This is a genomic window from Microbacterium sp. 4NA327F11, from assembly GCF_005503465.1.
GTDB classification, from domain to species: domain Bacteria; phylum Actinomycetota; class Actinomycetes; order Actinomycetales; family Microbacteriaceae; genus Microbacterium; species Microbacterium ginsengisoli.
In genome coordinates, this window is record NZ_SCOB01000004.1 from 66,032 (window position 1) to 89,166 (window position 23,135).

21 protein-coding genes and 1 tRNA gene are annotated in these 23,135 nt (G+C 70.8%); 8 read left to right on the forward strand and 14 right to left on the reverse strand.

Translation table 11 applies throughout. The features are described 5' to 3' along the window. Positions 1 to 21: 21 nt before the first annotated feature. On the forward strand, positions 22 to 669 hold the full coding sequence (locus tag FFS51_RS04015; RefSeq protein ID WP_137877601.1) for a LysE/ArgO family amino acid transporter: 648 nt from the start codon (positions 22 to 24) through the stop codon (positions 667 to 669). A 67-nt stretch (positions 670 to 736) separates the two neighbouring features. On the opposite strand, the gene rplA is transcribed toward FFS51_RS04015, so the two are convergent. The 6 genes from rplA to FFS51_RS04045 form a co-directional block, all read right to left on the reverse strand. After that, entirely contained in the window at positions 737 to 1,429 is a 693-nt protein-coding gene (gene rplA, locus FFS51_RS04020; RefSeq protein WP_137877602.1) for a 50S ribosomal protein L1, read from the reverse strand. Between the two features lie 14 nt (positions 1,430 to 1,443). After that, entirely contained in the window at positions 1,444 to 1,875 is a 432-nt protein-coding gene (gene rplK, locus FFS51_RS04025; protein ID WP_045247325.1) for a 50S ribosomal protein L11, read from the reverse strand. Positions 1,876 to 1,957: 82 nt separating this feature from the next. Further along, positions 1,958 to 2,959 (reverse strand): transcription termination/antitermination protein NusG, encoded by a 1,002-nt coding sequence (gene nusG, locus FFS51_RS04030; RefSeq protein ID WP_137877603.1) that lies wholly within the window; start codon positions 2,957 to 2,959, stop codon positions 1,958 to 1,960. A gap of 38 nt (positions 2,960 to 2,997) precedes the next feature. Next, positions 2,998 to 3,264 carry a preprotein translocase subunit SecE gene (secE, locus tag FFS51_RS04035; protein ID WP_045247327.1) on the reverse strand — a complete coding sequence of 89 codons (267 nt, stop codon included), beginning with the start codon at positions 3,262 to 3,264 and terminating at the stop codon, positions 2,998 to 3,000. A 45-nt stretch (positions 3,265 to 3,309) separates the two neighbouring features. Next, positions 3,310 to 3,382 (reverse strand) — tRNA-Trp (locus tag FFS51_RS04040). A gap of 146 nt (positions 3,383 to 3,528) precedes the next feature. Beyond that, complete coding sequence (locus tag FFS51_RS04045; RefSeq protein WP_045247359.1) at positions 3,529 to 3,963, reverse strand: pyridoxamine 5'-phosphate oxidase family protein; 435 nt, start codon at positions 3,961 to 3,963, stop codon at positions 3,529 to 3,531. Positions 3,964 to 4,035: 72 nt separating this feature from the next. Here FFS51_RS04045 and FFS51_RS04050 point away from each other — a divergent pair, with 72 nt between their 5' ends. Further along, positions 4,036 to 4,662, forward strand: coding sequence for a hypothetical protein (locus tag FFS51_RS04050; protein ID WP_045247360.1), 627 nt, complete (start codon positions 4,036 to 4,038; stop codon positions 4,660 to 4,662). 2 nt (positions 4,663 to 4,664) lie between these two features. On the opposite strand, the gene FFS51_RS04055 is transcribed toward FFS51_RS04050, so the two are convergent. Genes FFS51_RS04055 through gabT form a run of 3 tightly spaced genes read right to left on the reverse strand, consistent with a single transcriptional unit; the run spans position 4,665 to position 8,781 of the window. Then, positions 4,665 to 6,029 (reverse strand): NAD-dependent succinate-semialdehyde dehydrogenase, encoded by a 1,365-nt coding sequence (locus FFS51_RS04055; RefSeq protein WP_045247328.1) that lies wholly within the window; start codon positions 6,027 to 6,029, stop codon positions 4,665 to 4,667. Between the two features lie 19 nt (positions 6,030 to 6,048). Next, positions 6,049 to 7,419 (reverse strand): flavin monoamine oxidase family protein, encoded by a 1,371-nt coding sequence (locus tag FFS51_RS04060; protein WP_045247329.1) that lies wholly within the window; start codon positions 7,417 to 7,419, stop codon positions 6,049 to 6,051. A gap of 6 nt (positions 7,420 to 7,425) precedes the next feature. Next, the gene (gene gabT / locus FFS51_RS04065; protein WP_137877604.1) at positions 7,426 to 8,781 is read right to left on the reverse strand and encodes a 4-aminobutyrate--2-oxoglutarate transaminase; all 1,356 of its coding nucleotides are present in this window, start codon (positions 8,779 to 8,781) and stop codon (positions 7,426 to 7,428) included. A gap of 123 nt (positions 8,782 to 8,904) precedes the next feature. Between gabT and FFS51_RS04070 the strand changes: the two genes are divergently transcribed. The 3 genes from FFS51_RS04070 to FFS51_RS04080 all read left to right on the forward strand — a co-directional run bounded on the left by FFS51_RS04070 (position 8,905) and on the right by FFS51_RS04080 (position 13,886). After that, positions 8,905 to 10,470: a PucR family transcriptional regulator gene (locus FFS51_RS04070; protein ID WP_137877605.1), complete on the forward strand. Its 1,566-nt coding sequence runs from the start codon at positions 8,905 to 8,907 to the stop codon at positions 10,468 to 10,470. A 198-nt stretch (positions 10,471 to 10,668) separates the two neighbouring features. After that, positions 10,669 to 12,000, forward strand: a complete 1,332-nt coding sequence (locus FFS51_RS04075) for an aspartate aminotransferase family protein (RefSeq protein ID WP_235557445.1) — start codon at positions 10,669 to 10,671, stop codon at positions 11,998 to 12,000. Positions 12,001 to 12,155: 155 nt separating this feature from the next. Further along, positions 12,156 to 13,886, forward strand: a complete 1,731-nt coding sequence (locus FFS51_RS04080; RefSeq protein ID WP_137877606.1) for an APC family permease — start codon at positions 12,156 to 12,158, stop codon at positions 13,884 to 13,886. A 5-nt stretch (positions 13,887 to 13,891) separates the two neighbouring features. Here FFS51_RS04080 and FFS51_RS04085 read toward each other — a convergent pair whose 3' ends face one another. Beyond that, the gene (locus FFS51_RS04085) at positions 13,892 to 14,641 is read right to left on the reverse strand and encodes a DeoR/GlpR family DNA-binding transcription regulator (protein WP_137877607.1); all 750 of its coding nucleotides are present in this window, start codon (positions 14,639 to 14,641) and stop codon (positions 13,892 to 13,894) included. A 117-nt stretch (positions 14,642 to 14,758) separates the two neighbouring features. Continuing rightward, a complete protein-coding gene (locus FFS51_RS04090; protein ID WP_137877608.1) occupies positions 14,759 to 16,225 on the reverse strand; it encodes a helix-turn-helix transcriptional regulator in 1,467 nt (488 codons plus the stop codon). A 144-nt stretch (positions 16,226 to 16,369) separates the two neighbouring features. Here FFS51_RS04090 and aceA point away from each other — a divergent pair, with 144 nt between their 5' ends. The 3 genes from aceA (at position 16,370) to FFS51_RS04105 (ending at position 20,942) form a co-directional block, all read left to right on the forward strand. After that, positions 16,370 to 17,686, forward strand: coding sequence for an isocitrate lyase (aceA, locus tag FFS51_RS04095; protein WP_137877609.1), 1,317 nt, complete (start codon positions 16,370 to 16,372; stop codon positions 17,684 to 17,686). A gap of 102 nt (positions 17,687 to 17,788) precedes the next feature. Further along, complete coding sequence (aceB, locus tag FFS51_RS04100) at positions 17,789 to 19,450, forward strand: malate synthase A (protein WP_137877610.1); 1,662 nt, start codon at positions 17,789 to 17,791, stop codon at positions 19,448 to 19,450. Positions 19,451 to 19,565: 115 nt separating this feature from the next. Continuing rightward, positions 19,566 to 20,942: an NAD(P)/FAD-dependent oxidoreductase gene (locus tag FFS51_RS04105; RefSeq protein WP_137877611.1), complete on the forward strand. Its 1,377-nt coding sequence runs from the start codon at positions 19,566 to 19,568 to the stop codon at positions 20,940 to 20,942. A 54-nt stretch (positions 20,943 to 20,996) separates the two neighbouring features. On the opposite strand, the gene FFS51_RS04110 is transcribed toward FFS51_RS04105, so the two are convergent. From FFS51_RS04110 to FFS51_RS04120, 3 genes are read right to left on the reverse strand one after another with little or no spacing between them, the layout of a single operon-like run. Continuing rightward, positions 20,997 to 21,731: a DUF6390 family protein gene (locus FFS51_RS04110; RefSeq protein WP_137877612.1), complete on the reverse strand. Its 735-nt coding sequence runs from the start codon at positions 21,729 to 21,731 to the stop codon at positions 20,997 to 20,999. Beyond that, the gene (hypD, locus tag FFS51_RS04115; RefSeq protein ID WP_056207556.1) at positions 21,728 to 22,858 is read right to left on the reverse strand and encodes a hydrogenase formation protein HypD; all 1,131 of its coding nucleotides are present in this window, start codon (positions 22,856 to 22,858) and stop codon (positions 21,728 to 21,730) included. Before hypD ends, FFS51_RS04110 begins: the two co-directional genes overlap by 4 nt. Beyond that, positions 22,858 to 23,130, reverse strand: a complete 273-nt coding sequence (locus FFS51_RS04120) for a HypC/HybG/HupF family hydrogenase formation chaperone (RefSeq protein ID WP_045247836.1) — start codon at positions 23,128 to 23,130, stop codon at positions 22,858 to 22,860. The genes hypD and FFS51_RS04120 overlap by 1 nt, the downstream gene beginning before the upstream one ends. Positions 23,131 to 23,135 lie beyond the last annotated feature (5 nt).

Here is a 23,135-nt window from a genome sequence, read left to right on the forward strand (position 1 = left end):
GGCGGATCGTACGGTCGAGGTGTGCTCGCCTCCCTGCTCGCCGGTCTCGGCCTCGGCTTCTCGCTCATCGTCGCGATCGGCGCCCAGAACCTGTTCGTGCTGCGGCAGGGCATCCGCCGTGAGCACGTGCTCGCCGTCGTCGCCGTCTGCACGCTCAGCGACCTCGCACTCATCGCGCTCGGTGTCAGCGGCATCGGACTCGTGCTGCACGGCGTGCCCTGGCTCGCGATCGTGGTGCGCGTCGCCGGCACCCTGTTCCTGATCGGCTACGGGCTGCTCGCCGCCCGCCGGGCGCTGCGACCCGCGCGCGAGACGCTGGCCGTGACCGGTCCGGCGACGGATGCCGCCACCTCCGCCTCGTCCGGAACGCTCACCGCGACCCGACGTCGCGCCGTCGTCGGCACCGCCCTCGCCCTCACCTGGCTGAACCCGCACGTCTACCTCGACACGGTGTTCCTGCTCGGCTCGGTCGCGTCTTCGCAGGGCGACGGTCGCTGGTGGTTCGCGCTCGGCGCCGGCGTCGCGAGTGTCGTCTGGTTCGCCGCACTCGGCTGCGGCGCTCGCCTCCTCGCGCCCGTGCTCGCGACCCCGCGCGCCTGGCGGGTGCTGGACGCCGTCATCGCCGTGGTCATGGTGACGCTCGGTGTCGTCCTCGCCGTCGGCGGGTGAGCCGCGGCATCCCGAGACGACGAAAGGCCCCCTCCGCGACGGAGGGGGCCTTTCGGAAGCGGTCCGATCAGACCAGCGAGTTGACGTCCAGCGGGATGCCGGGGCCGAACGTGGTCGACACGGCGCCCTTCTGGATGTAGCGGCCCTTCGAGCTCGACGGCTTCAGACGCACGATCTCGTCGACCGCGGCGGTGAAGTTCTCGCCCAGCTGCTCGGCCGTGAACGAGGCCTTGCCGACGACGAAGTGCACGTTGGCGTGCTTGTCGACGCGGAACTCGATCTTGCCGCCCTTGATCTCCTCGACGGCCTTGGCCGGGTTGGGGGTCACGGTGCCGGTCTTCGGGTTCGGCATGAGGCCACGGGGACCCAGCACCTTGCCGAGACGACCGACCTGGCCCATGAGCTCGGGGGTCGAGACCGCCGCGTCGAACGCGATGTAGCCGCCGGCCACCTTCTCGATGAGCTCGGCGCCGCCGACCTCGTCCGCACCCGCGGCGATGGCGGCCTCCGCGGCCGGACCCGTCGCGAACACGATCACGCGCGCCGTCTTGCCGGTGCCGTGGGGAAGGATGACAGTGCCGCGCACCATCTGGTCGGCCTTGCGCGGGTCGACCGAGAGCTTCAGCGCGACCTCGACGGTCGAGTCGAACTTCGCCGAACCGGTCTCCTTCGCGAGCGCGACGGCCTCAGCGGCGGTGTAGAACTTGTCGGCGTCGATCTTGGCCTTCGCGGCCTCGTACGCCTTGGACTTCTGTGCCATGGTGACGCTCCCCCTCAGTCCTCGACCGTGATGCCCATGGAACGGGCGGTGCCGGCGATGATCTTCGATGCGGCCTCAATGTCGTTCGCGTTGAGGTCGGGCTGCTTGGTCTCGGCGATCTGGCGCACCTGCTCCTTGGTGAGCTTGGCGACCTTCACCGTGTGCGGGGTCTTGGACCCCTTCTGCACGCCAGCGGCCTTCTTGATGAGCTCCGCCGCCGGCGGGGTCTTCAGGATGAACGTGAAGCTGCGGTCTTCGTAGACGGTGATCTCGACCGGGATGACGTTGCCGCGCTGCGACTCGGTCGCGGCGTTGTACGCCTTGCAGAACTCCATGATGTTGACGCCATGCTGACCGAGCGCGGGGCCGATCGGCGGCGCCGGGTTGGCGGCGCCGGCGTTGATCTGGAGCTTGATCAGGCCGGTCACCTTCTTCTTCGGTGCCATTTCCTTTTCCTTTCAACGAGCGGATGCCTCGCGGCATCCCTCTCTCCCGCAGCCCGGCCATTCCGGGGAGCGGTGGTCTGTGTCAGAGCTTGGTGACCTGGTCGAACGACAGCTCGACGGGGGTCTCGCGCTCGAACAGCGAGACGAGCACGGTGAGCTTGCCGCTCTCGGGCTTGATCTCGCTGATGGTGCCCGGGAGACCCGCGAACGAGCCCTCCTTGATCGTGATGGTCTCGCCGATCTCGTAGTCGACCTCGGCGGGGATGACGCGGGCCGCGGCCGGAGCGCCCTTGACGGGGGCGCCGCCCTTGGCGGGGGCCGCCTCCTTCACCTCGACGAGCGACTGCAGCATCGTGAAGGCCTCTTCGAAGCGCAGCGGGGTCGGGTTGTGCGCGTTGCCGACGAAGCCGGTGACGCCGGGCGTGTGGCGAACGACCGACCAGGTGTCCTCGTTGAGCTCCATGCGCACGAGCACGTAGCCCGGGATGCGCACGCGGGTGACCATCTTGCGCTGGCCGTTCTTGATCTCGACGACGTCCTCCATGGGGACCTCGACCTGGTAGATGTCCTCCTCGACCTCGAGCGTCGACTTGCGCTGCTCGATGTTGGCCTTCACCTTGCGCTCGAAACCGGCGTAGGAGTGGATGACGTACCACTTGCCCGGCAGCGAGCGCAGCTCGGTGCGGAACGCCTCGACCGGGTCGAGATCGGCGTCGACGTCGAGGTCGTCGCCGAGCTCGGGGCCGTCGTAGGGGGCGACCTCGTCGGCGGCCTCCTGGGCGAGCTCCGCGGCCTCCTCGGCAGCGGCGTCGGTGAGCACCTCTGCGGCGGCCTCGGCCTCCGCGGTCTCGTCGATCTCGAGAGCGTCGTTCACGATCGCATCAGCCTCCGGGTCGTCGATCTCGACGACGTCGTCGTCGAAATCCGCGTCATCCTCGTCCTCGACGTGGAGCGCGACCTGCTCGGCGGCGGTCACCGACTCCTCTTCCGCGGCGAGCGTGTTGCCATCCTGCGCGGCGTCGTCCTCGCTGGACTGCTCGGCGGCCGTCGCCCAATCGGCGTCGTCGACATACTTTTCAGACACGTGCGTTCTTCCTCAGTTCTCCGGTGCGGATCCGGCGCTCAGGCGCCCGGGGTTCCGAACACCACGGTCGTCAGCCACACGAACAGAAGGTCTAGTCCGTAGACCACCGCCATCATGACGATGACGAAGCCCAGCACGACGGCTGTGAACTTGACGAGCTCCTGCCGGGTCGGGGTGACGACCTTGCGCAGTTCCGCGATGACCTGACGGATGAACAGGACGATGCGAGCGAAGATGTTGGGCTTCTTCTCGCGGCGTGCATCGCTCTTCGCGACGACGTCGTTCTTCGCCTCGTCCTGGACCATTGACTCCACCTGGATCATCGTTGTGTCAGCTGTTGCGCTGACGCGCAGGGCGGACAGGAATCGAACCTGCAACCTGCGGTTTTGGAGACCGCTGCTCTGCCAATTGAGCTACCGCCCTAGAGACCCGGGGGTCTCGGCGCCCGCACTTCTGCCGCAACCGGAGGGAGGGGGTCTCGCACCCGATCTTCGGGCACGGCAAAAGAATGCAGACTTCTACTGCACGTTCCAGTGTACGTCATGCCTCCGGCGCGCTGCGACCCGGGGTCAGAACACGTGCACCCCGGAGCGGTCCGGTTCGGGGGCGAATCCGAAGGCGCGACCGGTGATCTCGGCCGCCGTGACGCGCACGTAGTTGCGCTTCAGAGTCGGCACCCACGGCTGAAGGCCGAGCTGTTCGGCGGTCTCGATCTCGGCCTCCGTCTCGAGCCGCCGGGCGTGTCCGCGCACGACCACGCTCCATGCGCCGGCGTCCGTGTGGTCGTCGACCTCGAACAGCACCTCGTCGTTCACGGTCAGCTCGAACAGCTTGCTGCCCTCGGCCGTGCGGAACACGATGTCGCCGCCGGTGACGACGTAGTTGACCGGGAACACGTCGAGCACGTTCCCGATATGCGTGACGAGCCGTCCGAGCTGCTGCGTCGCCAGGCGCCGCAGGCACTCCGACTCGTCGAGACTGTCCACCACCCCGATCTCGTCCATGCCCCGATTCTCCTCCCGATCGCGCCGCCGCACGAGGGGGATTCGTCGCGTTCCGCGGCCTACGATTCCGGGATGACCCTCGCGCCGCTGCAGCTCGACGAACTGTGGGACTTCGGGGATGCCGCGGCATCCGAGGGGCGCCTCGTCGCCGCTGCCGCAGCGGCGACGGACGACGACGAGCGGGCCGAGCTGGAGACGCAGATCGCCCGCGCGCTCGGCCTGCAGGCGAGGTACGCGCGTGCGCACGCCGTGCTCGACACGGTCACCGGGCAGGCGCCGGCCGCCGCGGTGCGGGTCGCGCTCGAGCGCGGAAGACTGCACAACTCGGCCGGCGACGCTCAGGGCGCGATCGTGCACTTCCGGCGGGCAGCGGATGCCGCGGCATCCGCCGGTCTCGTCTTCCTGTACGTCGATGCCCTGCACATGCTCGCGATCGCCGACCCGTCGAACGGCGATCGGCACACCGCGGCAGCATTCGCCGCGCTCGAGGACGTCACCGATGCGCGAACACAGCGCTGGCGCGTCTCCCTGCACAACAACGCCGGCTGGGCGGCGATGGCGGCGGGTCGCCACGGCGACGCCCTCGTGTCGTTCCACGCCGCGCGCGCCGACGCCGCACGGTGGGGGACCGCGCAGCAGATCGAGTGGGCCGACGAGTCCCTCGCCGAGTGCCGTGCAGCCCTCGGCGATGAGGCGTGAGGTCAGCCGGCGACGCGGACGAGCTTCTTGTTGACGAACTCGTCGGCGGCGAGCAGACCCATCTCGCGGGAGGTGCCGCTGCGCTTGACGCCGCCGAAGGGCAGCTCGGGGCTGTCGGCGAGCACGAGGTTCACGTAGACCATGCCGGCATCGATGGCGTCGGCGACGCGCTCGGCCTGCGCCGGGTCGGTCGTGAAGACGTAGGAGCCGAGGCCGAACGACGTGTCGTTCGCGATCGCGACGGCCTCGTCCTCGCCGGCGACGCGGTAGACGACGCCGACGGGGCCGAAGAGCTCCTCGCGGTAGACGTCCATGTCGCTGGTGACATCGGTGAGCACGGTCGGCGCGTAGAAGGCGCCGTCGCGCGTGCCGCCGGCCACCAGCGTCGCACCCTGGGCGACCGCGTGGTCGACCTGGGCGGCCAGGCGCTCCGCCGCGGCGAGCGACGAGAGCGGGCCCAGCACGGTGTCCTCGGCGAACGGATCGCCGACCGTCGCCGCGGTCATCGCAGCCGTGAACTTCTCGACGAACGCGTCGTAGAGACCGTCGACCACGATGAAACGCTTGGCCGCGTTGCACGACTGCCCGGTGTTGTCCAGGCGCGCCTCGACCGCGGCGCTCACGGCACCGTCGAGGTCGTCGGTCGAGAGCAGGATGAACGGATCGGAGCCGCCGAGCTCGAGCGCGACCTTCTTGAGGTTCCGTCCGGCGATCTCCGCCACCGCGGCACCCGCCCGCTCGGATCCCGTGACCGAGACGCCCTGCACCCGCGGGTCGGCGATGACGGTCGCCGCCTGGTCGTTGGTGATGTAGAGGTTGGTGTATCCGCCGACCGGCACGCCGGCGTCGTGGTAGATGCGCTCGATCGCGGCCGACGACTCGGGGCACTGCGGAGCGTGCTTGAGCAGGATGGTGTTTCCGAGCACCAGGTTCGGTGCGGCGAAGCGCGCGACCTGATAGGCCGGGAAGTTCCACGGCATGATGCCCAGCAGCACGCCGATCGGCGCCTTGCGGATCACCGCGGTGCCCTCGCCGAGGATGTCGATCGGCTGGTCGGCGGTGATCCGCCCGGCATTGTCGGCGTAGAACTCGGTGATGTCGGCGGCGAAGTCGACCTCGCCCTCCGCCGCGGCGAGAGGCTTGCCCATCTCGCGCACGATCAGCGCCGACAGCTCGTCGCGACGCTCACGGTGAAGCTCGGCCACCCGCCGGATCGCGGCCGCCCGCTCCGCCACGGGCGCGAGGCGCCAGGCGCGGTAGGCGGCATCCGCGGCGGCGACCTTCGCGGCCAGCTCGGTGTCGGTGAGGGTGTCGTAGGTGGCCAGGGTCTCGCCGGTGGCGGGGTTGACGACGGCGTACTCGCTCATGGGCTCTCCTCGGTGGTGGTCAGTCGGCGGCGGCCCGGCGGGCCGCGGTCAGGATGTCGGCGGCGGCGGCGCGACCCATGCGGATCGCCCCGTCGACGTGCTGGTAGCCGGCGCCCGCCATGTCGCTGCACGCGAGGTGGACGGGTCCGATCGGCGCACGCAGGTGCGGACCGTAGCGGTGCAGGCCGCCGAGGTCGAAGCTCGCCGCGTAGGCACCGCGCGTCCACTCCTCGCTCCCCCAGTCGCTCTCGAAGTAGACGACGGGATGCCGCGCCTCGTCGCCGTAGTAACGGGCGAGGGCGTCGAGGATACGGGTGCGCCGCTCGTCGGCGTCGAGGGTGAACACGTCGTCGGCGCGCTGGTCGGACACGAACCCGACGAGGGTGCCGCGGCTCTCACCGTGGGTGGTGTTGTCGTAGGCCTCGTGCACGAGCTCGTACGGGCTGAACGCCGTGCCCGACAGGCCCGCCTCGCGCCAGAACGGCCGGTCGTAGACCGCGTGCACCTTGATCACGAACCCCATGGAGAGGTGCTGGTGCAGCTGCTGCTGCAGCCGGGGCAGCGGCGGCTCGAAGCCGATGCGCTCGAACAGCGTGGGAGCGAGGGCAAGCACCGCGAACCGTGCGTGCACCTCGAGGTCCGGGGCGGATGCCACCACCCCGCCGTCACTCCATGCCAGACGGTGCACCGGGGCACCCAGGTGCACATCTGCGCCGAGGCGCTCGGCGAGCAGCAGCGGCACCTGCTGGAGTCCGCCGATCACGCGGCGGTCGAGGATGTAGTCCGCGTCGACGAGGTGCGAGAAGCTCCCGGCGCTCGCAGCCATGAGCAGCGCCTGCAGGGCGGAGAACGCATGGGCGGGCTTGGTGAGCATCGCCGCCGCGACGTAGAGGGCGATGTTGTCGACCGCCTCGGCATCAGAGGACTGTGCGCGCAGCCACGCCTCGAACGAGATCGTGTCGAGCGCGACCGCGTCGGGGTGCGCCCACGGGGCGTCCGGGTCGATCTCGGCGGTGAGCGCATCGAGGCGTGCGATGAGCGCGGTCATCGCCGCCGCCGTCTCCTCGGAGACCGGGAACAGCTCGCCGGTGAACCGGCGCAGCTCGCCGTCGCGGCCGCGATAGAGGCTGTCGCCCTCTCGGTAGCGCGGATAGGTCTCGAGCCCCAGCTCGTCGAGCGTCTCGAGCAGCGCGGTCTGATCGGGCGATACCCACTGGCCGCCGATCTCGAGCACCGCGCCGTCGACCGTGTCGGTCCACAGCCGCCCGCCGACGCGGTCGCGGGCCTCGAGCACCGCCACCGACAGCCCCTGGCGGCGCAGCTCATGGGCGGCGGTGAGACCCGCCGCGCCCGCGCCGATGACGACGACGTCCTTCGTGATCGAGGTCATCGGCGCTCAGTTCGCCGCGAGGGCCGCGCCGATGACGTCGAACGCCTCGTGCACGAGGGTGTCCGGGATCGACAGCGGCGGGAGGAAGCGGATGACATTGCCGTAGGTGCCGCACGTGAGCACGATGACGCCTTCGGCGATCGACGCTTTCGCGACGGCGGCGGCGAGCGTCGCATCGGGCGCGCCGGTCGCGGGGTCGACGAACTCGGCCGCGATCATCGCGCCACGTCCGCGCACGTCGCCGATGCGGGCATCGGCCGCCCGCAGCGCCTCGAGGCGGGCCACGAGCACCTCACCCAGATCACGGGCACGGCCGGCGAGGTCGTCGCTCTCGTACACGTCGATCGCGGCGAGTGCCGCGGCGCAGGCGATCGGGTTGCCGCCGTAGGTGCCGCCCAGGCCCCCGGCGTGCGAGGCATCCATGATCTCGGCGCGCCCCGTGACGGCGGCGAGCGGGAGGCCCGCGGCGATGCCCTTGGCGGTCGTCACGAGATCGGGGACGACATCGAACAGCTCGCTCGCGAACATCGAGCCGGTGCGGGCGAAGCCGGTCTGCACCTCGTCGGCGATGAAGACGACGCCGTTCTGGCGGCACCAGTCGGCGAGCGCGGGCAGGAAGCCGTCGGCGGGAACGATGAACCCGCCCTCTCCCTGGATCGGCTCGATCAGCACGGCAGCGACCTGCGACGCGCCGATCTGCTTCTCGATCATCGCGATCGCGCGGGCCGCGGCATCCGGACCCGACAGTCCGTCGCGGAAGGGGTACGACAGCGGCGCCCGGTAGATCTCGCCCGCGAACGGGCCGAAGCCGAGCTTGTACGGCATGGCCTTCGCGGTGAGGGCCATGGTGAGGTTCGTGCGCCCGTGGTACGCGTGGTCGAATGCGACGACGGCCGGCCGCCCGGTGAACTTGCGCGCGATCTTGACCGCGTTCTCGACCGCCTCGGCGCCGGAGTTGAACAGCGCGGTCTTCTTCTCGTGATCGCCGGGCGTCAGCCGGTTGAGCGCCTCGGCGACGGCGACGTAGGAGTCGTACGGCGAGATCATGAAGCAGGTGTGGGTGAACTGCGCGGCCTGCTGCGCGACGGCGGCGACCACCGCCGGGTGGCTGTTGCCGACCGTGGTGACCGCGATGCCCGAACCGAGGTCGATGAGGGAGTTGCCGTCGGCGTCGACCACGACGCCGCCGCCGGCGGCGACCGCGTGGATGGGGGCGGTGTGCCCGACGCCCGCCGGCACGGCTGCGGCCTTGCGCTCGAGGAGCTGCTGCGACCGCGGGCCCGGGATCGCGGTGACGAGGCGGCGCTCCTGCGGAAGCGCGGGGCCGCCCAGCGGGACGGTGAGGGTGTCGGCGGTGCTCATGTCGGCGACGCTAGCCGCCGACACTGACGACCACCACTCGACGGCGTGTATAACGGGAACGATCACGGCATCCATCCCGTACAGACCGGATGCCGCCACCGCCGCCCGAACGCCGAGGACCCCATGGCCGAGCCGCACGTCCCGACCCTGCGCGCGCTGCTGGCGCGCACCGAGCTGCGCCTGCGGCTCGAGACGCCCGAAGAGGCGCTGCCGGCGGGCGCGCTCGATGCGGAGCTGCGATGGGTGCACAGCTCGGACCTGCTCGACCCCACACCCTTCCTGTCCGAGGGGCTCGCGCTGCTGACGACCGGCACGCAGTTCCTCGCGACGGCCGCGGAGCCCGACGAGTACGTGGCGTACGTCGAACGACTCTCCTCCCGCGGCGTCGTCGCCGTCGGCTTCGGCACCGAGGTCGTGCGCGCCGGCATCCCGCCCGAGCTCGCGGCGGCCTGTCGCGAGGCAGGACTCCCGCTCGTCGAAGTGCCCTACCGCACCCCCTTCATCGCGGTCGCCCGCGCGAACGCCGAGGCGATCGCCGCCCAGGCATACGCCCGTCGCAGCTGGGCTCTCGCCGCGCAGCGGGCGATCTCCCTCGCGGCACTGCGGCCCGGCGGACTCGGCGCGATCGTGGACGAGCTGGCCAAGCAGCTCGGCACCTGGGTCGGCCTGTTCGACGCCTCCGGCGCGCTCACCCACGCCCACCCGGTCGACGCTCTCACGTCCGAGGCCGCCGAGGCACTGACCGACGAGGTGCAGACGCTCCTGCGGCGCGGCGCCAACACGGGATCGGCCCTGCACGCGGCATCCGGCTCCTTCAGCCTGCAGACCCTCGGTCGCACCGGACGCCTCCGCGGCGCACTCGTGATCGCCGCGACGCACCTCGACCAGGAAGAACGCGGACTCGTGACCGCCGTCGTGGCGCTGGCCGGCCTCGCACTCGAGCAACGCCAGCGTCTGGACCGCGGCTACGGCGCGCTGCGGCGCGGCGTGCTGCAGGCTCTTCTCGCGGGAGATCTCACCCTCGCCCGCCGCATCGCGCGCGACGTCTGGGGCGCGCTGCCGGGCGGCGATCGCACCGTGGCCGTGACGGATGCCGCCTCCTCCCGTCGCGCCGCGATCTTCGACTGGCTCGACGTGCGGGCCGACGAACCGGGGGTCGAGGTGTTCTATGGGCGCGACGACGACCAGATCGTCGTGCTCGCGGGAACCGGCGGCGAGCGCGTGGCCGCCGACCTCGCGGAGGCCTTCGACCTCCGGGTGGGTGTCGCCGCCGTACCGGACGACGACCTTGCGACCGCCCTGTCCCGCGCGCGCCTCGCCCTGGAGCGCGGCACGGGACGCGTGCGCCGGTTCGAGATCGTCGCGGACGTGGGACTGCTCCCGCACCTCGCGACGCCCGATGCGCGGCGCCTCGCCGACGCCACGCTGGCGCCGCTCGTCGCCCACGACGCGGCCCACGGCACCGAGCTGGTCACGACGTTGCGGGTGTGGCTCGCGCATGACGGGGGGCACGAGGCATCCGCCCGCCTGCTGGGCGTGCACCGCCACACGGTGCGCGCGCGGGTGGCCCTGGCCGAGCACGTGCTCGGGCGGGATCTGTCGGGGTTCGCCGCGCGCAGCGAGCTGTGGGTCGCCATGGAGCTGACGGGCGCGCCATCGATCTCGAATACTTCGCTATCCGCTGAATAGAACTACTCAGACAACCGAAACCGTCGCGAAATACATCCGCAACGACGTTTTTCCTTGTCATGCGGGGTCGCACCCGTTAGCGTCTCCGGCATGACCGGTCAGCATTCGGCACCCCCCACCCTGGCGTCCCGCGGGTACTCACCGTCGGGCCCGTTCGACAACGACGACCTGCAACGCAAGAGCCGCGACCACCTGTGGATGCACTTCGCCCGCCACGGCGCCAACCAGGCAGGCGCGCCGGTGCCGATCATGGTGCGCGGCGAGGGCCACCGCGTGTGGGACAGCCACGGCCGCGAGTACATCGACGGACTCGCCGGACTCTTCGTCGTCGCCGCCGGGCACGGCCGTCGTCGCCTCGCCGAGATCGGCGCCCAGCAGGCCGAATCGCTCGCCTTCTTCCCGCTGTGGTCCTACGCCCACCCGGCCGCGATCGAGCTCGCGGCCCGACTCGCCGACTACGCCCCGGGCGACCTCAATCGCGTGTTCTTCTCCTCCGGCGGCGGCGAGGCCGTCGAGACGGCGTTCAAGCTCGCGAAGCAGTACTGGAAGCTGCAGGGCAAGCCCGGCAAGCACAAGGTCATCTCCCGCGCCATCGCCTACCACGGCACCCCGCAGGGCGCCCTCGCCATCACCGGCATTCCCGCCATGAAGGCGCCGTTCGAACCTCTCACCCCCGGCGGATTCCGCGTGCCCAACACCAACTGGTACCGCGCCGGCGAGATGGGCTTCACCGGACCCGACGAGGCCGCGTTCGGCATCTGGGCCGCCGAGCGCATCCGCGAGGCCATCCTCTTCGAGGGGCCGGAGACGGTCGCGGCCGTCTTCCTCGAGCCGGTGCAGAATGCGGGCGGATGCTTCACTCCCCCGCCCGGCTACTTCCAGCGGGTGCGAGAGATCTGCGACGAACTCGACGTGCTCCTGGTCTCGGACGAAGTGATCTGCGCGTTCGGGCGCATCGGCACGATGTTCGCCTGCGAGCACTACGGCTACGAGCCCGACATGATCACGTGCGCCAAGGCGCTGACCAGCGGCTACGCGCCGCTCGGAGCCACGATCGTCAGCGACCGCGTCTTCGAGCCCTTCGCCCACGGCGACACGACGTTCCTGCACGGCTACACCTTCGGCGGACACCCGGTCTCGTGCGCGGTCGCGCTCGAGAACCTCGACATCTTCGAGGAGGAGGGGCTGCTGCAGAACGTGCAGACCCACGCGCCGCTGTTCCGCGCCGAGCTCGAGACGCTGCACGACCTTCCGATCGTGGGCGACGTGCGCGGCGACGGCTACTTCTACGGCATCGAGCTCGTAAAGGACAAGACCACCAAAGAGACCTTCGACGAGGCCGAGTCCGAGCGCCTGCTGCGCGGATTCCTCTCGTCGGCGCTGTTCGACGCGGGCCTGTACTGCCGCGCCGACGACCGGGGCGACCCGGTCATCCAGCTCGCCCCGCCGCTGACCATCGGCCCGAGCGAGTTCCGCGAGATCACCGGCATCCTCCGTGACGTGCTCACGGAGGCCGGCAACCTCATCTGATCCACCGGGGCCACAAGGCCCCACCGCACCGACAGATCCACCGAGGCCGCCGGCCTCAACAGAGAAACGACACACCGACCCGGTCGGCGGCCGCTGGGGGCCTGCGTCCGACCGAGTCTCCGCATCCATCCATCACACCTCGCGCGGAGGCGAACATGACCGTCACAGCCCCCACATCCGGATCAGAAGACAAAGGCCTGCGAAAGGGGGCTGTCGGTCTCGTCGGAAGCGTCGTGATCGGCATGTCCTCCACGGCGCCGGCGTACAGCCTGGCGGCGAGCCTCGGCTTCGTGGTCGCCAGCGGCGGCGCCGTGCTCGCCGGCGTCAAGGCGCCCGCGATCATGCTGCTCGCGTTCATCCCCATGTGGATGATCGCCGTCGCGTACGGCGAGCTGAACAAGGCCGAGCCCGACTGCGGCACCACCTTCACGTGGGCGGCGCGCGCCTTCGGCTCCGTCGCCGGGTGGCTCGGCGGCTGGGGCATCATCGCGGCCGACGTGATCGTGATGGCCAACCTCGCGCAGGTGGCGGGCTCGTACGGATTCACGTTCGTCGGCACCATCACCCAGGACGGCGACATCACGGCGCTCTCGAGCGACACGCTCTGGTCGACCGTCGCGGGCGTCGCCTGGATCGTCATCATGACCGGCATCTGCTACCTCGGCGTCGAGGTCTCGGCGCGTCTGCAGTACGCCCTGCTCAGCATCGAGCTCGTGGTGCTGGTGCTCTTCTCCGTCGTCGCCCTCACCCGCGTCTACAGCGGCAACGGCGTCGACGGCTCCCTCACCCCCTCGCTCAGCTGGCTGTGGCCCGGCGGTCTCGACTTCGGCACCGTCGTCGCGCCGGCCATGCTCACGGCGATCTTCATCTACTGGGGCTGGGACACCGCGGTCTCCCTCAACGAGGAGACCGCCAACCCGAAGAAGACCCCCGGTCGCTCGGCGATCATCTCGACCCTCCTCCTGCTCGTCACCTACGCCCTCGTCTCGGTCGCGGCGATCGCGTTCGCGGGCGTCGGCACCGACGGGATCGGCCTCGGCGTGGAGTCGAACGCGGCGGACGTCTTCTCGGCCATCGCGCCGACCCTGTTCGGCAACAGCTTCTGGGGCCAGGCGGCGGTCGCGCTCCTCGCGTTCTCGATCCTCACCTCGGCCTCCGCCTCCACGCAGACGACGATCCTGCCGACAGCCCGCACCGCGCTGTCGATGGCGGCGTTCAAGGCGATCCCGACGCGCTTCGCACGCATCCACCCGAAGTTCCTCACGCCGACCTGGGCGACCATCGGGATGGGCGTGGCATCCATCGCCTTCTACGTGCTGTTCACCGTGATCTCGCCGAACCTGCTCACCGCCCTCATCGGCTCGGTCGGCCTCATGATCGCCTTCTACTACGGACTCACCGGCTTCGCATGCGTCTGGTTCTACCGCCGCACCCTGTTCTCGAGCGTGCGGAACTTCGTCATGCGCGGGCTCGTTCCCCTCGCGGGCGGCGGGATCCTCGCGGTCGCGTTCGTCTACGGCCTCATCCAGTTCGCCCAGCCCGACTGGCTCCAGGACGCCGACGGCAACAACGTTGAGTTCTTCGGGATCGGTATGGTGGCCGTCGTCGGTGTGGGCGCGATCCTGGTGGGCGTCGTGCTCATGATCGTCTGGTGGATCGTGTCGCCCGACTACTTCGTCGGACGCACCCTCGGCCGCGCGCAGGCCGTGCTGGTGCTCGAAGGCGTCGACGAGGGACACACGTTCGGCCTGCCGGACTCGGGCCGCGAGCCCACCGTCATCTCGCCCGACCTGTCGAACCTGCCGACCGGTCGCATCGCGATCGACGAGACCACCGGCATCGAGTACCGACGGTCCAAGTCACGCAAGGGCGACCCGACCGTCTGAGGCGCTCACCCGAGGGCGACGACCTCGATGCCCGATGCGGCGAGGGCGTCGACCTCGGGATGCTGCGCGCCGGCGTCGGTGACGACGAGGGCGAGGTTCTCGGGCGCCGTCACATTGAGCTGGTTGACGACCCCGAGACTCGCGGCGCTCGCGCCGACGACGACCCGTCGCGCGATGTCGATGCCGGCGCGCAGGATCTCGGCGACGTCCGCATCGGCGGCCGTGACACCTCGGACGGCGTCGAGTCCCTCGGCGTCGATCACCGCCGTGTCGTAGTTGTAGCGGCGAACGACACGCTCGGCGTCGGCTCCGACCGCGATGCCGGCCCCGCCGCGCAGCAGACCCCCCGCGATGACCACGGTGGTGTCCGGGTCGGCGGCGAGCACCAGCGCGACGTCGGGCGACGGGGTGACGATCGTGAGCCCGAGGCCCCGCCCGATGAGGGTGCGCGCCACGCCGTGGCCGATGACGCCCCCCGCGATCATGACGGTGGATCCGGGTTCGAGCACGTCGACCACCGCCTCGGCGAGCGGGGCGGCATGATCGAGGTGCACTCCGGGAACGTCGGCGGTGCGACCCTCGGGCCGTGGGGCGGACGCGCGGCGCGGAATGGCCCCTGCGCTGCGCAGCGCCTCGATGTCGCGCCGCAGCGTCATCGCACTCACACCCAGCTCCGCCGCCAGACCGGCGAGTTCGACGTCGCCGGTCGATGCGACGCGCGACACGATCGCCGAACGGCGCTCCGCGACATCCATCGTCGTCCTCCATCCCGCCGCGGATCGGGTTCCGGGCGAGTGTGAGAAGACTGTCACACCCGGCGCCCGTGCGCCTATCGGCCGGCCGTGCGAATGCTCAACGTCGACGCGGCGATGTCAGTCGCGCGGCGCGTGGGTCGCGAGGAACTCGTAGACCTCCGTCGTGTCGACCCCGGGGAAGGCTCCGGTCGGGAGGGTGGCGAGCAGGGTGCGCGGGGTGCGCACGTTCGGCCACGCGTTCTCGCGCCATTGGGCTTCGAGCTCGACCGGTGCGCGGCGGCAGCACACCTCGACCGAGTGCTTCGAGACGCCCCGGTTGGGGGTGTCCCGTCCGAGGAACCACTTGGTGTCGTCGAAGCGCACCCCGACGCTCACCGAGTGCTGCCCCTCGCTGGAGTTCTCGACGCGGGCCGTGCACCAGTAGGTGCCGTTGCCGGTGTCGGTGTACTGGTAGTACGGGTTGAAGCGGTCGTCGACGTCGAAGACGACCCGGCTCGTCCAGCGACGGCAGCACATCTGGCCCTCGGTGGCCCCCAGCCGGTCGGTCGGGAAGTTCACGTCGTCGTTCTCGTAGGACTTCGTGATCGTGCCCGACTCGTGCACCTTGAGGAAGTGCACCGGGATGCCGAGGTGCACCGTGGCGAGGTTGGTGAACCGGTGCGCGGCGGTCTCGTACGAGACCGAGTAGGCATCGCGGAGGTCCTCGATCGAGATGGCCTTGCGCGTCTTCGCCTCGCCGAGGAACGGCACGGCGTGGGCCTCGGGAATGAGCAGTGCGCCGGTGAGGTAGTTCGTCTCGACCCGCTGACGCAGGAAGTCCGCGTAGCTGGCGGGTTCGGTGTGCCCGAGGATGCGGCTCGAGAGCGCCTGCAGCACCGCGGTGCGCGAGTCGCCCTTCTGCGTGAGCTTGCTGGAGAGGTAGAGCCGCCCGTTCTTGAGGTCGGCGACGCTGCGGGTGGTCTGCGGCAGGTCGGGCACGTAGTGCAGAGTGAACCCGAGGTGGGCGGCGATGTCGCTCGTGGTGCGCTGGGTGAGGGGGCCGCCCGGGTGGTGCACGGCATCGAGAATGTCGCGGGCCTGCCGTTCGAGCTCGGGGAAGTAGTTGTTCTGCCCGCGCATGAGATGGCGCAGCTCCACGTTCGCGCGCCGGGCCTCCTCGGGGGTGGCGGCGCGCTCGTCGCGCAGCCGCTCGATCTCGTGCTGGAGGGCGAGCATGGCCTTCAGCGCCTCGTCGGGCACGGTCTTGCCGATGCGGAAGGGCGAGATACCGAGGGCCTGGAAGGTCTGCCCCTTCATGGCGCGCTCGAGGGAGACCTCGAGGGTGGCGCGCTCGTCGAGCGTCTCGGCCTCGAGCAGCGCGTCGATGGAGGTGCCGAGCGCCTTCGCGATCGCGCGCAGCAGGGTGAGCTTCGGCTCGCGTTTGCCGGTCTCGATCATGGACAGCTGGCTGGGGGCGCGTTCGACCGCCTCGGCGAGCGCCTCGAGGGTGAGCCCCTGCTTCGTGCGCAGCTGACGGATGCGTCGGCCGATCGTCAGCGCGTCGGCCTCGACGTCAGTTTCGGTGGGAGTTTCCGCGAGCGTCATGCCGCGCAGTCTGTCACGAAGAGTGAATTTTTTGCAATCTTCACTCCGAGAATCGCAGGGTTCGCTCTTGAACTTCACGGATAGTGGTCTCACGACGACCTGCCGGTCCACCGACGGACCCGGCATCCGATGAAGGAGACCGCCATGACGATTCAGGCCACGCCCGGACAGCCGCCGCTTCGCGCCGGCGACCAGACGCAGACCGCAGCCGAGCTGCAGGAGATCTGGGACACCGACCCCCGCTGGGACGGCATCGAGCGCACGTACACCGCCGAGGACGTCGTCCGTCTGCGCGGCTCGCTGCGCGAGGAGAGCACCCTCGCCCGCCGCGGCGCCGAGAACCTGTGGAACCTGCTCCACACCGAGGACTACATCCGCGCCCTCGGCGCGTACACCGGCGGCCAGGCCGTGCAGCAGGTGCGCGCGGGCCTGAAGGCCATCTACCTCTCCGGGTGGCAGGTCGCCGCCGACGGCAACCTCGCCGGCCAGACCTACCCCGACCAGAGCCTCTACCCCGCCAACTCGGTTCCGTCGGTCGTGCGCCGCATCAACAACGCGCTGCTGCGTCAGGACCAGATCGAGCACGCCGAGGGCACGATCACCCAGGACTGGCTCGCCCCCATCGTCGCCGACGCCGAGGCCGGCTTCGGCGGCCCGCTGAACGCGTACGAGCTCGCCCAGTCGCTCATCCAGGCCGGCGCCGCCGGCATCCACTGGGAGGACCAGCTGGCCAGCGAGAAGAAGTGCGGCCACCTCGGCGGCAAGGTGCTCGTGCCGATCCAGCAGCACATCCGCACCCTCAACGCGGCCCGCCTCGCGGCCGACGTCTCGGGCGTGCCGACCGTGATCATCGCGCGCACCGACTCGCTCGCCGCCGACCTGCTCACGAGCGACGTCGACCCCCGCGACCAGGAGTTCACGACCGGCGAGCGCACCACCGAGGGCTTCTACCGCGTCCGCGCCGGCATCGAGCCGGTCATCGCCCGCGGCCTCGCCTTCGCCCCGTACGCCGACCTGATCTGGGTCGAGACCGGCGAGCCCGACATCGAACTGGCGCGCGAGTTCGCGGCCGCGATCCACGCAGAGTTCCCGGGCAAGATGCTCGCGTACAACTGCTCGCCGAGCTTCAACTGGAAGCGTCACCTGAACGACGAGCAGATCGCGACCTTCCAGCAGGAGCTCGCCGACCTCGGCTACAAGTTCCAGTTCATCACCCTCGCCGGCTTCCACGCCCTCAACTACTCGATGTTCGACCTCGCCCGCGGCTACGCCGAGCGCGCGATGAGCGCCTACGTCGAGCTGCAGGAGCGCGAGTTCGCCGCCGAGGACGACGGCTACACCGCCACCAAGCACCAGCGCGAGGCCGGCACCGGCTACTTCGACTTCGTGTCGACCGCGCTGAACCCCGACAGCGCCACCCTCGCGCTGGTCGGTTCGACCGAGTCCGAGCAGTTCCACTGATCCGCGACAGCGTCATCGGATGCCTCGGGGCCGGGGCACACCTCGCGCCCCGGGGCATCCCCCACACCCCCTGACAGAACATCTCCTAGGAAGAACGGGCCAATGACTCCCACCGCCACGGGCATCGCGCCCACGACGAACTCCACCCCCACGACCCACGCGGGTCCCGCGATCGAGATCACGGGCCGCCTCGGCGAGCGCTACGACGAGATCCTCACCCCGGACGCCGTCGCCTTCCTCACCGAGCTCCACCACCGCTTCTCGGGACGCCGCCACGACCGGCTCGCCGACCGCATGCGCCGCCGTTTCGAGATCGGCAACGGCCGCGACCCGCGCTTCCGCGACGACACCGCCGCCGTGCGCGCGAACCTCGACTGGAAGGTCGCCGGTGCCGGACCCGGCCTCGAGGACCGCCGCGTCGAGATCACGGGTCCGACCGACCCCAAGATGACCATCAACGCACTCAACTCGGGCGCCCGCGTGTGGCTCGCCGACCAGGAGGACGCCACCTCGCCGACGTGGAAGAACGTCGTCGAGGGCCAGCTGTCGCTGTTCGACGCGATCCGCGGCCAGTTGTCGTTCACCAGCCCCGAGGGCAAGGAGTACCGCGTCACCGCCGAGCGCACCCCGACGATCGTGATGCGTCCGCGCGGCTGGCACCTGGTCGAGAAGCACATCCGCTTCATCGACCGAACGGGCCGCGGGATGGCGGCGTCCGGGTCGCTCGTCGACTTCGGGCTGTACTTCTTCCACAACGCGCAGCAGCTGATCGCGAACGGCTCGGGTCCGTACTTCTACATCGCCAAGCTCGAGTCGAGCGAGGAGGCGAAGCTGTGGGACGACATCTTCACCTTCAGCGAGGAGTACCTCGGCATCGCGCACGGCACCATCCGTGCCACGGTTCTGATCGAGACGCTGCCGGCCGCGTTCGAGATGGAGGAGATCCTCTACGAGCTGCGCGACCACTGCGCGGGCCTGAACGCGGGCCGCTGGGACTACATCTTCTCGATCATCAAGAACTACCGCGGCCGCGGCGCCCGCTTCGTGCTCCCCGACCGCAGCGACGTGACGATGACGGTGCCGTTCATGCGGGCCTACACCGAACTGCTCGTGAAGACCTGCCACAAGCGCGGCGCCTTCGCGATCGGCGGCATGAGCGCGTTCATCCCGAACCGTCGTGACCCCGAGGTGACGCAGCGCGCGTTCGAGAAGGTCGCGGCCGACAAGAAGCGCGAGGCCGGCGACGGCTTCGACGGCACCTGGGTCGCCCACCCCGACCTGATCCCGGTGGCGCAGGCCGAGTTCGACGCCGTGCTGGGCGAGAACCCCAACCAGGTGTCGCGCCAGCGCGACGACGTGGAGGTCACCCCGGCGCAGCTGCTCGACGTGCACATCGGCCTGCCGATCACCGCGGCGGGCGTCCACGGCAACGTGTCGGTGGCGATCCGCTACATCGAGGCGTGGCTGCGGGGCCTGGGCGCGGTGGCGCTCGACAACCTCATGGAGGATGCGGCGACCGCCGAGATCAGCCGCTCGCAGGTGTGGCAGTGGATCCACCAGGACCGTGAGACCGAGGACGGCACCGCCATCACGGTGGCCTACATCGAGGAGCTCATCGCGCAGGTGCTGGGCGAGGTCGACCGCCGCGACGGCGACCGGTTCGACGACGCGGCAGAGGTGTTCCGCGAGGTCGCGCTGCGAGAGGAGTTCCCGACGTTCCTGACGATCGTGGCCTACTCGCGGTTCCTCGTCGACACCGAGTGAGACGGCGCCGCGGGGGGACGCGGCGCGAAAATCGGATGCCCCGGGGCCCCGCACCCCGGGGCATCCGTCTGTCTGCCGGCAGGATGCCTAGGATCGCGGGTATGGGAGCGCAGGCATGACCCGCAACGGTGAGGTGTCGTTCTGGTGGGCGCGTCGGGGCGGGGCGCCCGCGCCGCGCGCGGCGCTTGCAGGGTCGATCGAGGCGGACGTGTGCATCGTCGGCGCCGGCTACACCGGACTCTGGACGGCGTACTCGCTCGCGGGCCTCGATCCGTCGCTGCGGATCGCGGTGATCGAGCAGCGCTTCGCGGGCTACGGCGCCTCGGGCCGCAACGGCGGCTGGCTCACCAACTCGGTGACGGGCGGCCGCGAGCGCTACGTCCGCAGCCACGGCCGCGAGGCCGCGATCGCCCAGCAGCGCGCGCTCAACGACACGGTCGACGAGGTGCTCGCGGTCGCCGCCCGTGAGGGCATCGACATCGGCGCGCACAAGGGCGGCGAACTGACCGTCGCGCGCACGCCCGCCGAGCTCGCGCGGCTGCGCGCGTTCGCCGATGCCGAGGCGGCCTGGCCCCACACCGACCTCGAGTGGGCGGATGCCGCGGCCACCGCCGAGCGCGTGCGGGTCGCCGGGGCGCTCGGGTCCCTGTGGCATCCGCACTGCGCGCGCATCGACCCGGCCGCGCTCGCCGCGGGGCTGGCCGCGGCGGTCGAGCGGCGGGGCGTGACGATCTACGAGCAGACCCGGGTCGAGGAGATCGTGCCGGGCCGCGCGCGCACCGCGCACGGCGACGTCAGGGCGCCGATCGTGATCCGCGCGACGGAGGGCTTCACGGCGGGCCTTCCCGCGACCCACCGCACCTGGCTGCCGATGAACTCGTCGATGATCGTCACCGAGCCGCTGCCGGCGGACGCGTGGGACGAGATCGGGTGGGACGGGCGGGCGACCCTCGGCGACATGGCGCACGTCTACATGTACGCGCAGCGCACCGCCGACGATCGCATCGCGTTCGGCGGCCGCGGGGTGCCGTACCGCTACGGCTCGCGGGTCGATGCCGACGGCTCCACCGCGCCGGGCACCGTGCGCCAGCTCACGGCACTGCTGCGCACCTTCTTCCCCGCGGCCGTGCGCGTGCCGATCGCGCACGCGTGGTCGGGCGTGCTCGGGGTGCCGCGCGACTGGGCGGCGACCGTCGGGTTCGACCGCGCTACCGGCCTCGGCTGGGCGGGCGGGTACGTCGGCACCGGGGTGACCGCCACGAACCTCGCCGGCCGCACCCTCGCCGACCTGGTGCTCGGTCGCGACACCGCACTCACCCGCCTGCCGTGGGTGAACCACCGCGCCCACCGCTGGGAGGTCGAGCCGCTGCGGTGGCTGGCCGTCCGCGGGCTCTACGCCGCCTACCGCGCGGCCGACCGCGTCGAGGCGGCGACGGGCACGGCGCGCACCTCGGTCGTCGCCCGCATCGCGGACGCCATCTCCGGCCACTGAGGGCGGCGGCGCGTCGGCGCGGCGCCGTCAGCGCAGCAGCGCGGCGGAGTGCCGTCACCGGGGCAGCGCGGCGGCGAGACGGGCGTTGACCCGCTCGAGCTGCGACGCGAGGCGCGCGGCGAGGGCCGCGGCATCCGCGTCGTCGATGCGCTCGCACACGGCGTCCCAGTGCACCGTGACCGCATCTCCTCCCGCAAGCAGGTCGCCGTACGGCACCGACACCCGGCGTGGGGCGGCCTCGCCCCACGAGAGCCGGCCGTCGGCGTAGTACAGCGCCGGGGCGTCGACGAGGCATCCGTCGTCGACGACCTCGCGCACACGCGCCGGCACCACGCTGCAGTCGGCGAGCACCTGCACGGGCTCGGGAAGCCCCGTGTCGAGCAGGCGCGTCCACGGGTAGACGCCGAACACGTGGAACGCGTGGTGCGGTGCCGCCTCGGCGGCGAGCCGGTCGTCGAGGTGTGTCCAGTACGAGCCCGCCTGCGGCCCGATGATCGCGACCAGCCGTCGCCACACCTCGTCGGCGTCGAGCGCGTCACCCTCGGCCGAGCCCGTCCAGTAGGCCCGCACCGCCCGCTCGTCGAGCGGGTCGACGCCCAGCAGACCGCCCACGACCGTGAGGTAGGGCCAGGCGCCCGAGAAGCGCCGGGCGACGTCGGGCACCGAGACGGATGCCGCCTCCACCCGCGCGACCGCGGCGAGGCCGTCGGCACCCTCGGGGCCGCAGTACCCGCGTTCGTTCGGCTGATGCGCGTAGCGCGCGAACAGCCGCTCGCCGGCGGCGGTCACGCCCGCGCCACCGCCTGCGCGGCCTCGCGGTGCAGGCGCCCGAAGTTGTAGTACGCGGCGCACGCACCCTCGGGCGAGACCATGCAGGTGCCGATCGGCGTCTCCGGGGTGCAGGCCGTGCCGAACACCTTGCACTGCCAGGGCTTGATGACCCCGCGCAGCACGCTGCCGCACTCGCAGGCCGGCGGGTCGGCGACCCGCACGCCCGGCATCGCGAACTTCTGCTCCGCGTCGAAGCGGGCGTAGTCGGGGTGGATGCCGTAGCCCGAGCGCGGGATGTAGCCGAGCCCGCGCCACTCGAAGGTCTCGCGCACCGCGAACACCTGTCGCATGAGGGCGAGGGCGGCGGGATTGCCCTCGGGCCGCACGACGCGGGCGTACTGGTTCTCGACCTCGCAGCGCCCGCTCTCGTACTGGGCCAGCAGCATCTCGATCGACTGCAGGATGTCGAGCGGCTCGAAGCCGGTCACCACGATCGGCAGGCCGTACTCCTCGGGGATGAACCGGAAGATCTCGGTGCCGACGACGGTCGAGACGTGCCCGGGGCCGATGAAGCCGTCGAGCTCGAGGTCGGCCGAGTCGAGGATGGCGCGCAGCGGCGGCTCGATGAGCACGTGGTTGCAGAAGATCGAGAAGTTCCGCACGTCGAGGGCCGCCGCCCGCGCGATCGTCACCGCGGTGGAGGGGGCCGTCGTCTCGAAGCCCACGGCGAAGAACACGACCTCCTTGTCGGGGTTGTCGATCGCGATCTTCAGCGCGTCGAGCGGCGAGTAGACGAACCGCACGTCCGCGCCCGAGGCCTGCGCCTGCAGCAGGCTCCCCTCGGTGCCAGGCACCCGCATCATGTCGCCGAAGGTCGTGAAGATCACGCCGGGACGGTGCGCGAGCCAGACCGCGTCGTCGACGCGACCCATCGGGATGACGCACACCGGGCAGCCGGGACCGTGCACGAGCTGGATCGACTCCGGCAGCAGGTGCTCGAGGCCGTGCCGGTAGATGGTGTGCGTGTGACCGCCGCACACCTCCATGAACGACAGCGGGCGACCGAGGCGCTCGGCCTGGCCCTCGATGACCGTCAGCAGCGACCGGGCAGCCGCCGGGTCGCGGAACTCATCGACGAAACGCATCAGACGATCTCCGTCTCCATGAAGGCCTCGAGCTCCTCGTCGTAGGTGCGACCGAGCTTCCGGATCTGATCGAGGGTGAGGTCGGCCTCGCGCTCGTCGATCTTGCTCATCGCGAACCCCACGTGCACCAGCACCCAGTCCCCCACCCTCACCCCCTCATCGGCGAGGAGGCGGGTCGAGATGGTGCGGCGCACGCCGCTCACCTCGACGGACGCGAGGTCGTCGGCGTCGTCGACGATGGCGACGATCTCGCCGGGGATGCCCAGACACATGGGGG

Excerpts from the sequence above, each read along its gene's own strand:
- FFS51_RS04060 (WP_045247329.1), bottom strand. The coding sequence starts at position 7,419 with ATGACCTCGATCACGAAGGACGTCGTCGTCATCGGCGCGGGCGCGGCG.
- FFS51_RS04050 (WP_045247360.1), top strand. The coding sequence starts at position 4,036 with ATGACCCTCGCGCCGCTGCAGCTCGACGAACTGTGGGACTTCGGGGAT.
- gabT (WP_137877604.1), bottom strand. The coding sequence starts at position 8,781 with ATGAGCACCGCCGACACCCTCACCGTCCCGCTGGGCGGCCCCGCGCTT.
- aceB (WP_137877610.1), top strand. The coding sequence starts at position 17,789 with ATGACTCCCACCGCCACGGGCATCGCGCCCACGACGAACTCCACCCCC.
- FFS51_RS04070 (WP_137877605.1), top strand. The coding sequence starts at position 8,905 with ATGGCCGAGCCGCACGTCCCGACCCTGCGCGCGCTGCTGGCGCGCACC.
- secE (WP_045247327.1), bottom strand. The coding sequence starts at position 3,264 with ATGGTCCAGGACGAGGCGAAGAACGACGTCGTCGCGAAGAGCGATGCA.
- FFS51_RS04080 (WP_137877606.1), top strand. The coding sequence starts at position 12,156 with ATGACCGTCACAGCCCCCACATCCGGATCAGAAGACAAAGGCCTGCGA.
- hypD (WP_056207556.1), bottom strand. The coding sequence starts at position 22,858 with ATGCGTTTCGTCGATGAGTTCCGCGACCCGGCGGCTGCCCGGTCGCTG.
- FFS51_RS04120 (WP_045247836.1), bottom strand. The coding sequence starts at position 23,130 with ATGTGTCTGGGCATCCCCGGCGAGATCGTCGCCATCGTCGACGACGCC.
- FFS51_RS04045 (WP_045247359.1), bottom strand. The coding sequence starts at position 3,963 with ATGGACGAGATCGGGGTGGTGGACAGTCTCGACGAGTCGGAGTGCCTG.
- rplA (WP_137877602.1), bottom strand. The coding sequence starts at position 1,429 with ATGGCACAGAAGTCCAAGGCGTACGAGGCCGCGAAGGCCAAGATCGAC.
- aceA (WP_137877609.1), top strand. The coding sequence starts at position 16,370 with ATGACGATTCAGGCCACGCCCGGACAGCCGCCGCTTCGCGCCGGCGAC.
- FFS51_RS04055 (WP_045247328.1), bottom strand. The coding sequence starts at position 6,029 with ATGAGCGAGTACGCCGTCGTCAACCCCGCCACCGGCGAGACCCTGGCC.
- FFS51_RS04105 (WP_137877611.1), top strand. The coding sequence starts at position 19,566 with ATGACCCGCAACGGTGAGGTGTCGTTCTGGTGGGCGCGTCGGGGCGGG.
- FFS51_RS04085 (WP_137877607.1), bottom strand. The coding sequence starts at position 14,641 with ATGGATGTCGCGGAGCGCCGTTCGGCGATCGTGTCGCGCGTCGCATCG.
- FFS51_RS04090 (WP_137877608.1), bottom strand. The coding sequence starts at position 16,225 with ATGACGCTCGCGGAAACTCCCACCGAAACTGACGTCGAGGCCGACGCG.
- rplK (WP_045247325.1), bottom strand. The coding sequence starts at position 1,875 with ATGGCACCGAAGAAGAAGGTGACCGGCCTGATCAAGCTCCAGATCAAC.
- FFS51_RS04075 (WP_235557445.1), top strand. The coding sequence starts at position 10,669 with ATGCACTTCGCCCGCCACGGCGCCAACCAGGCAGGCGCGCCGGTGCCG.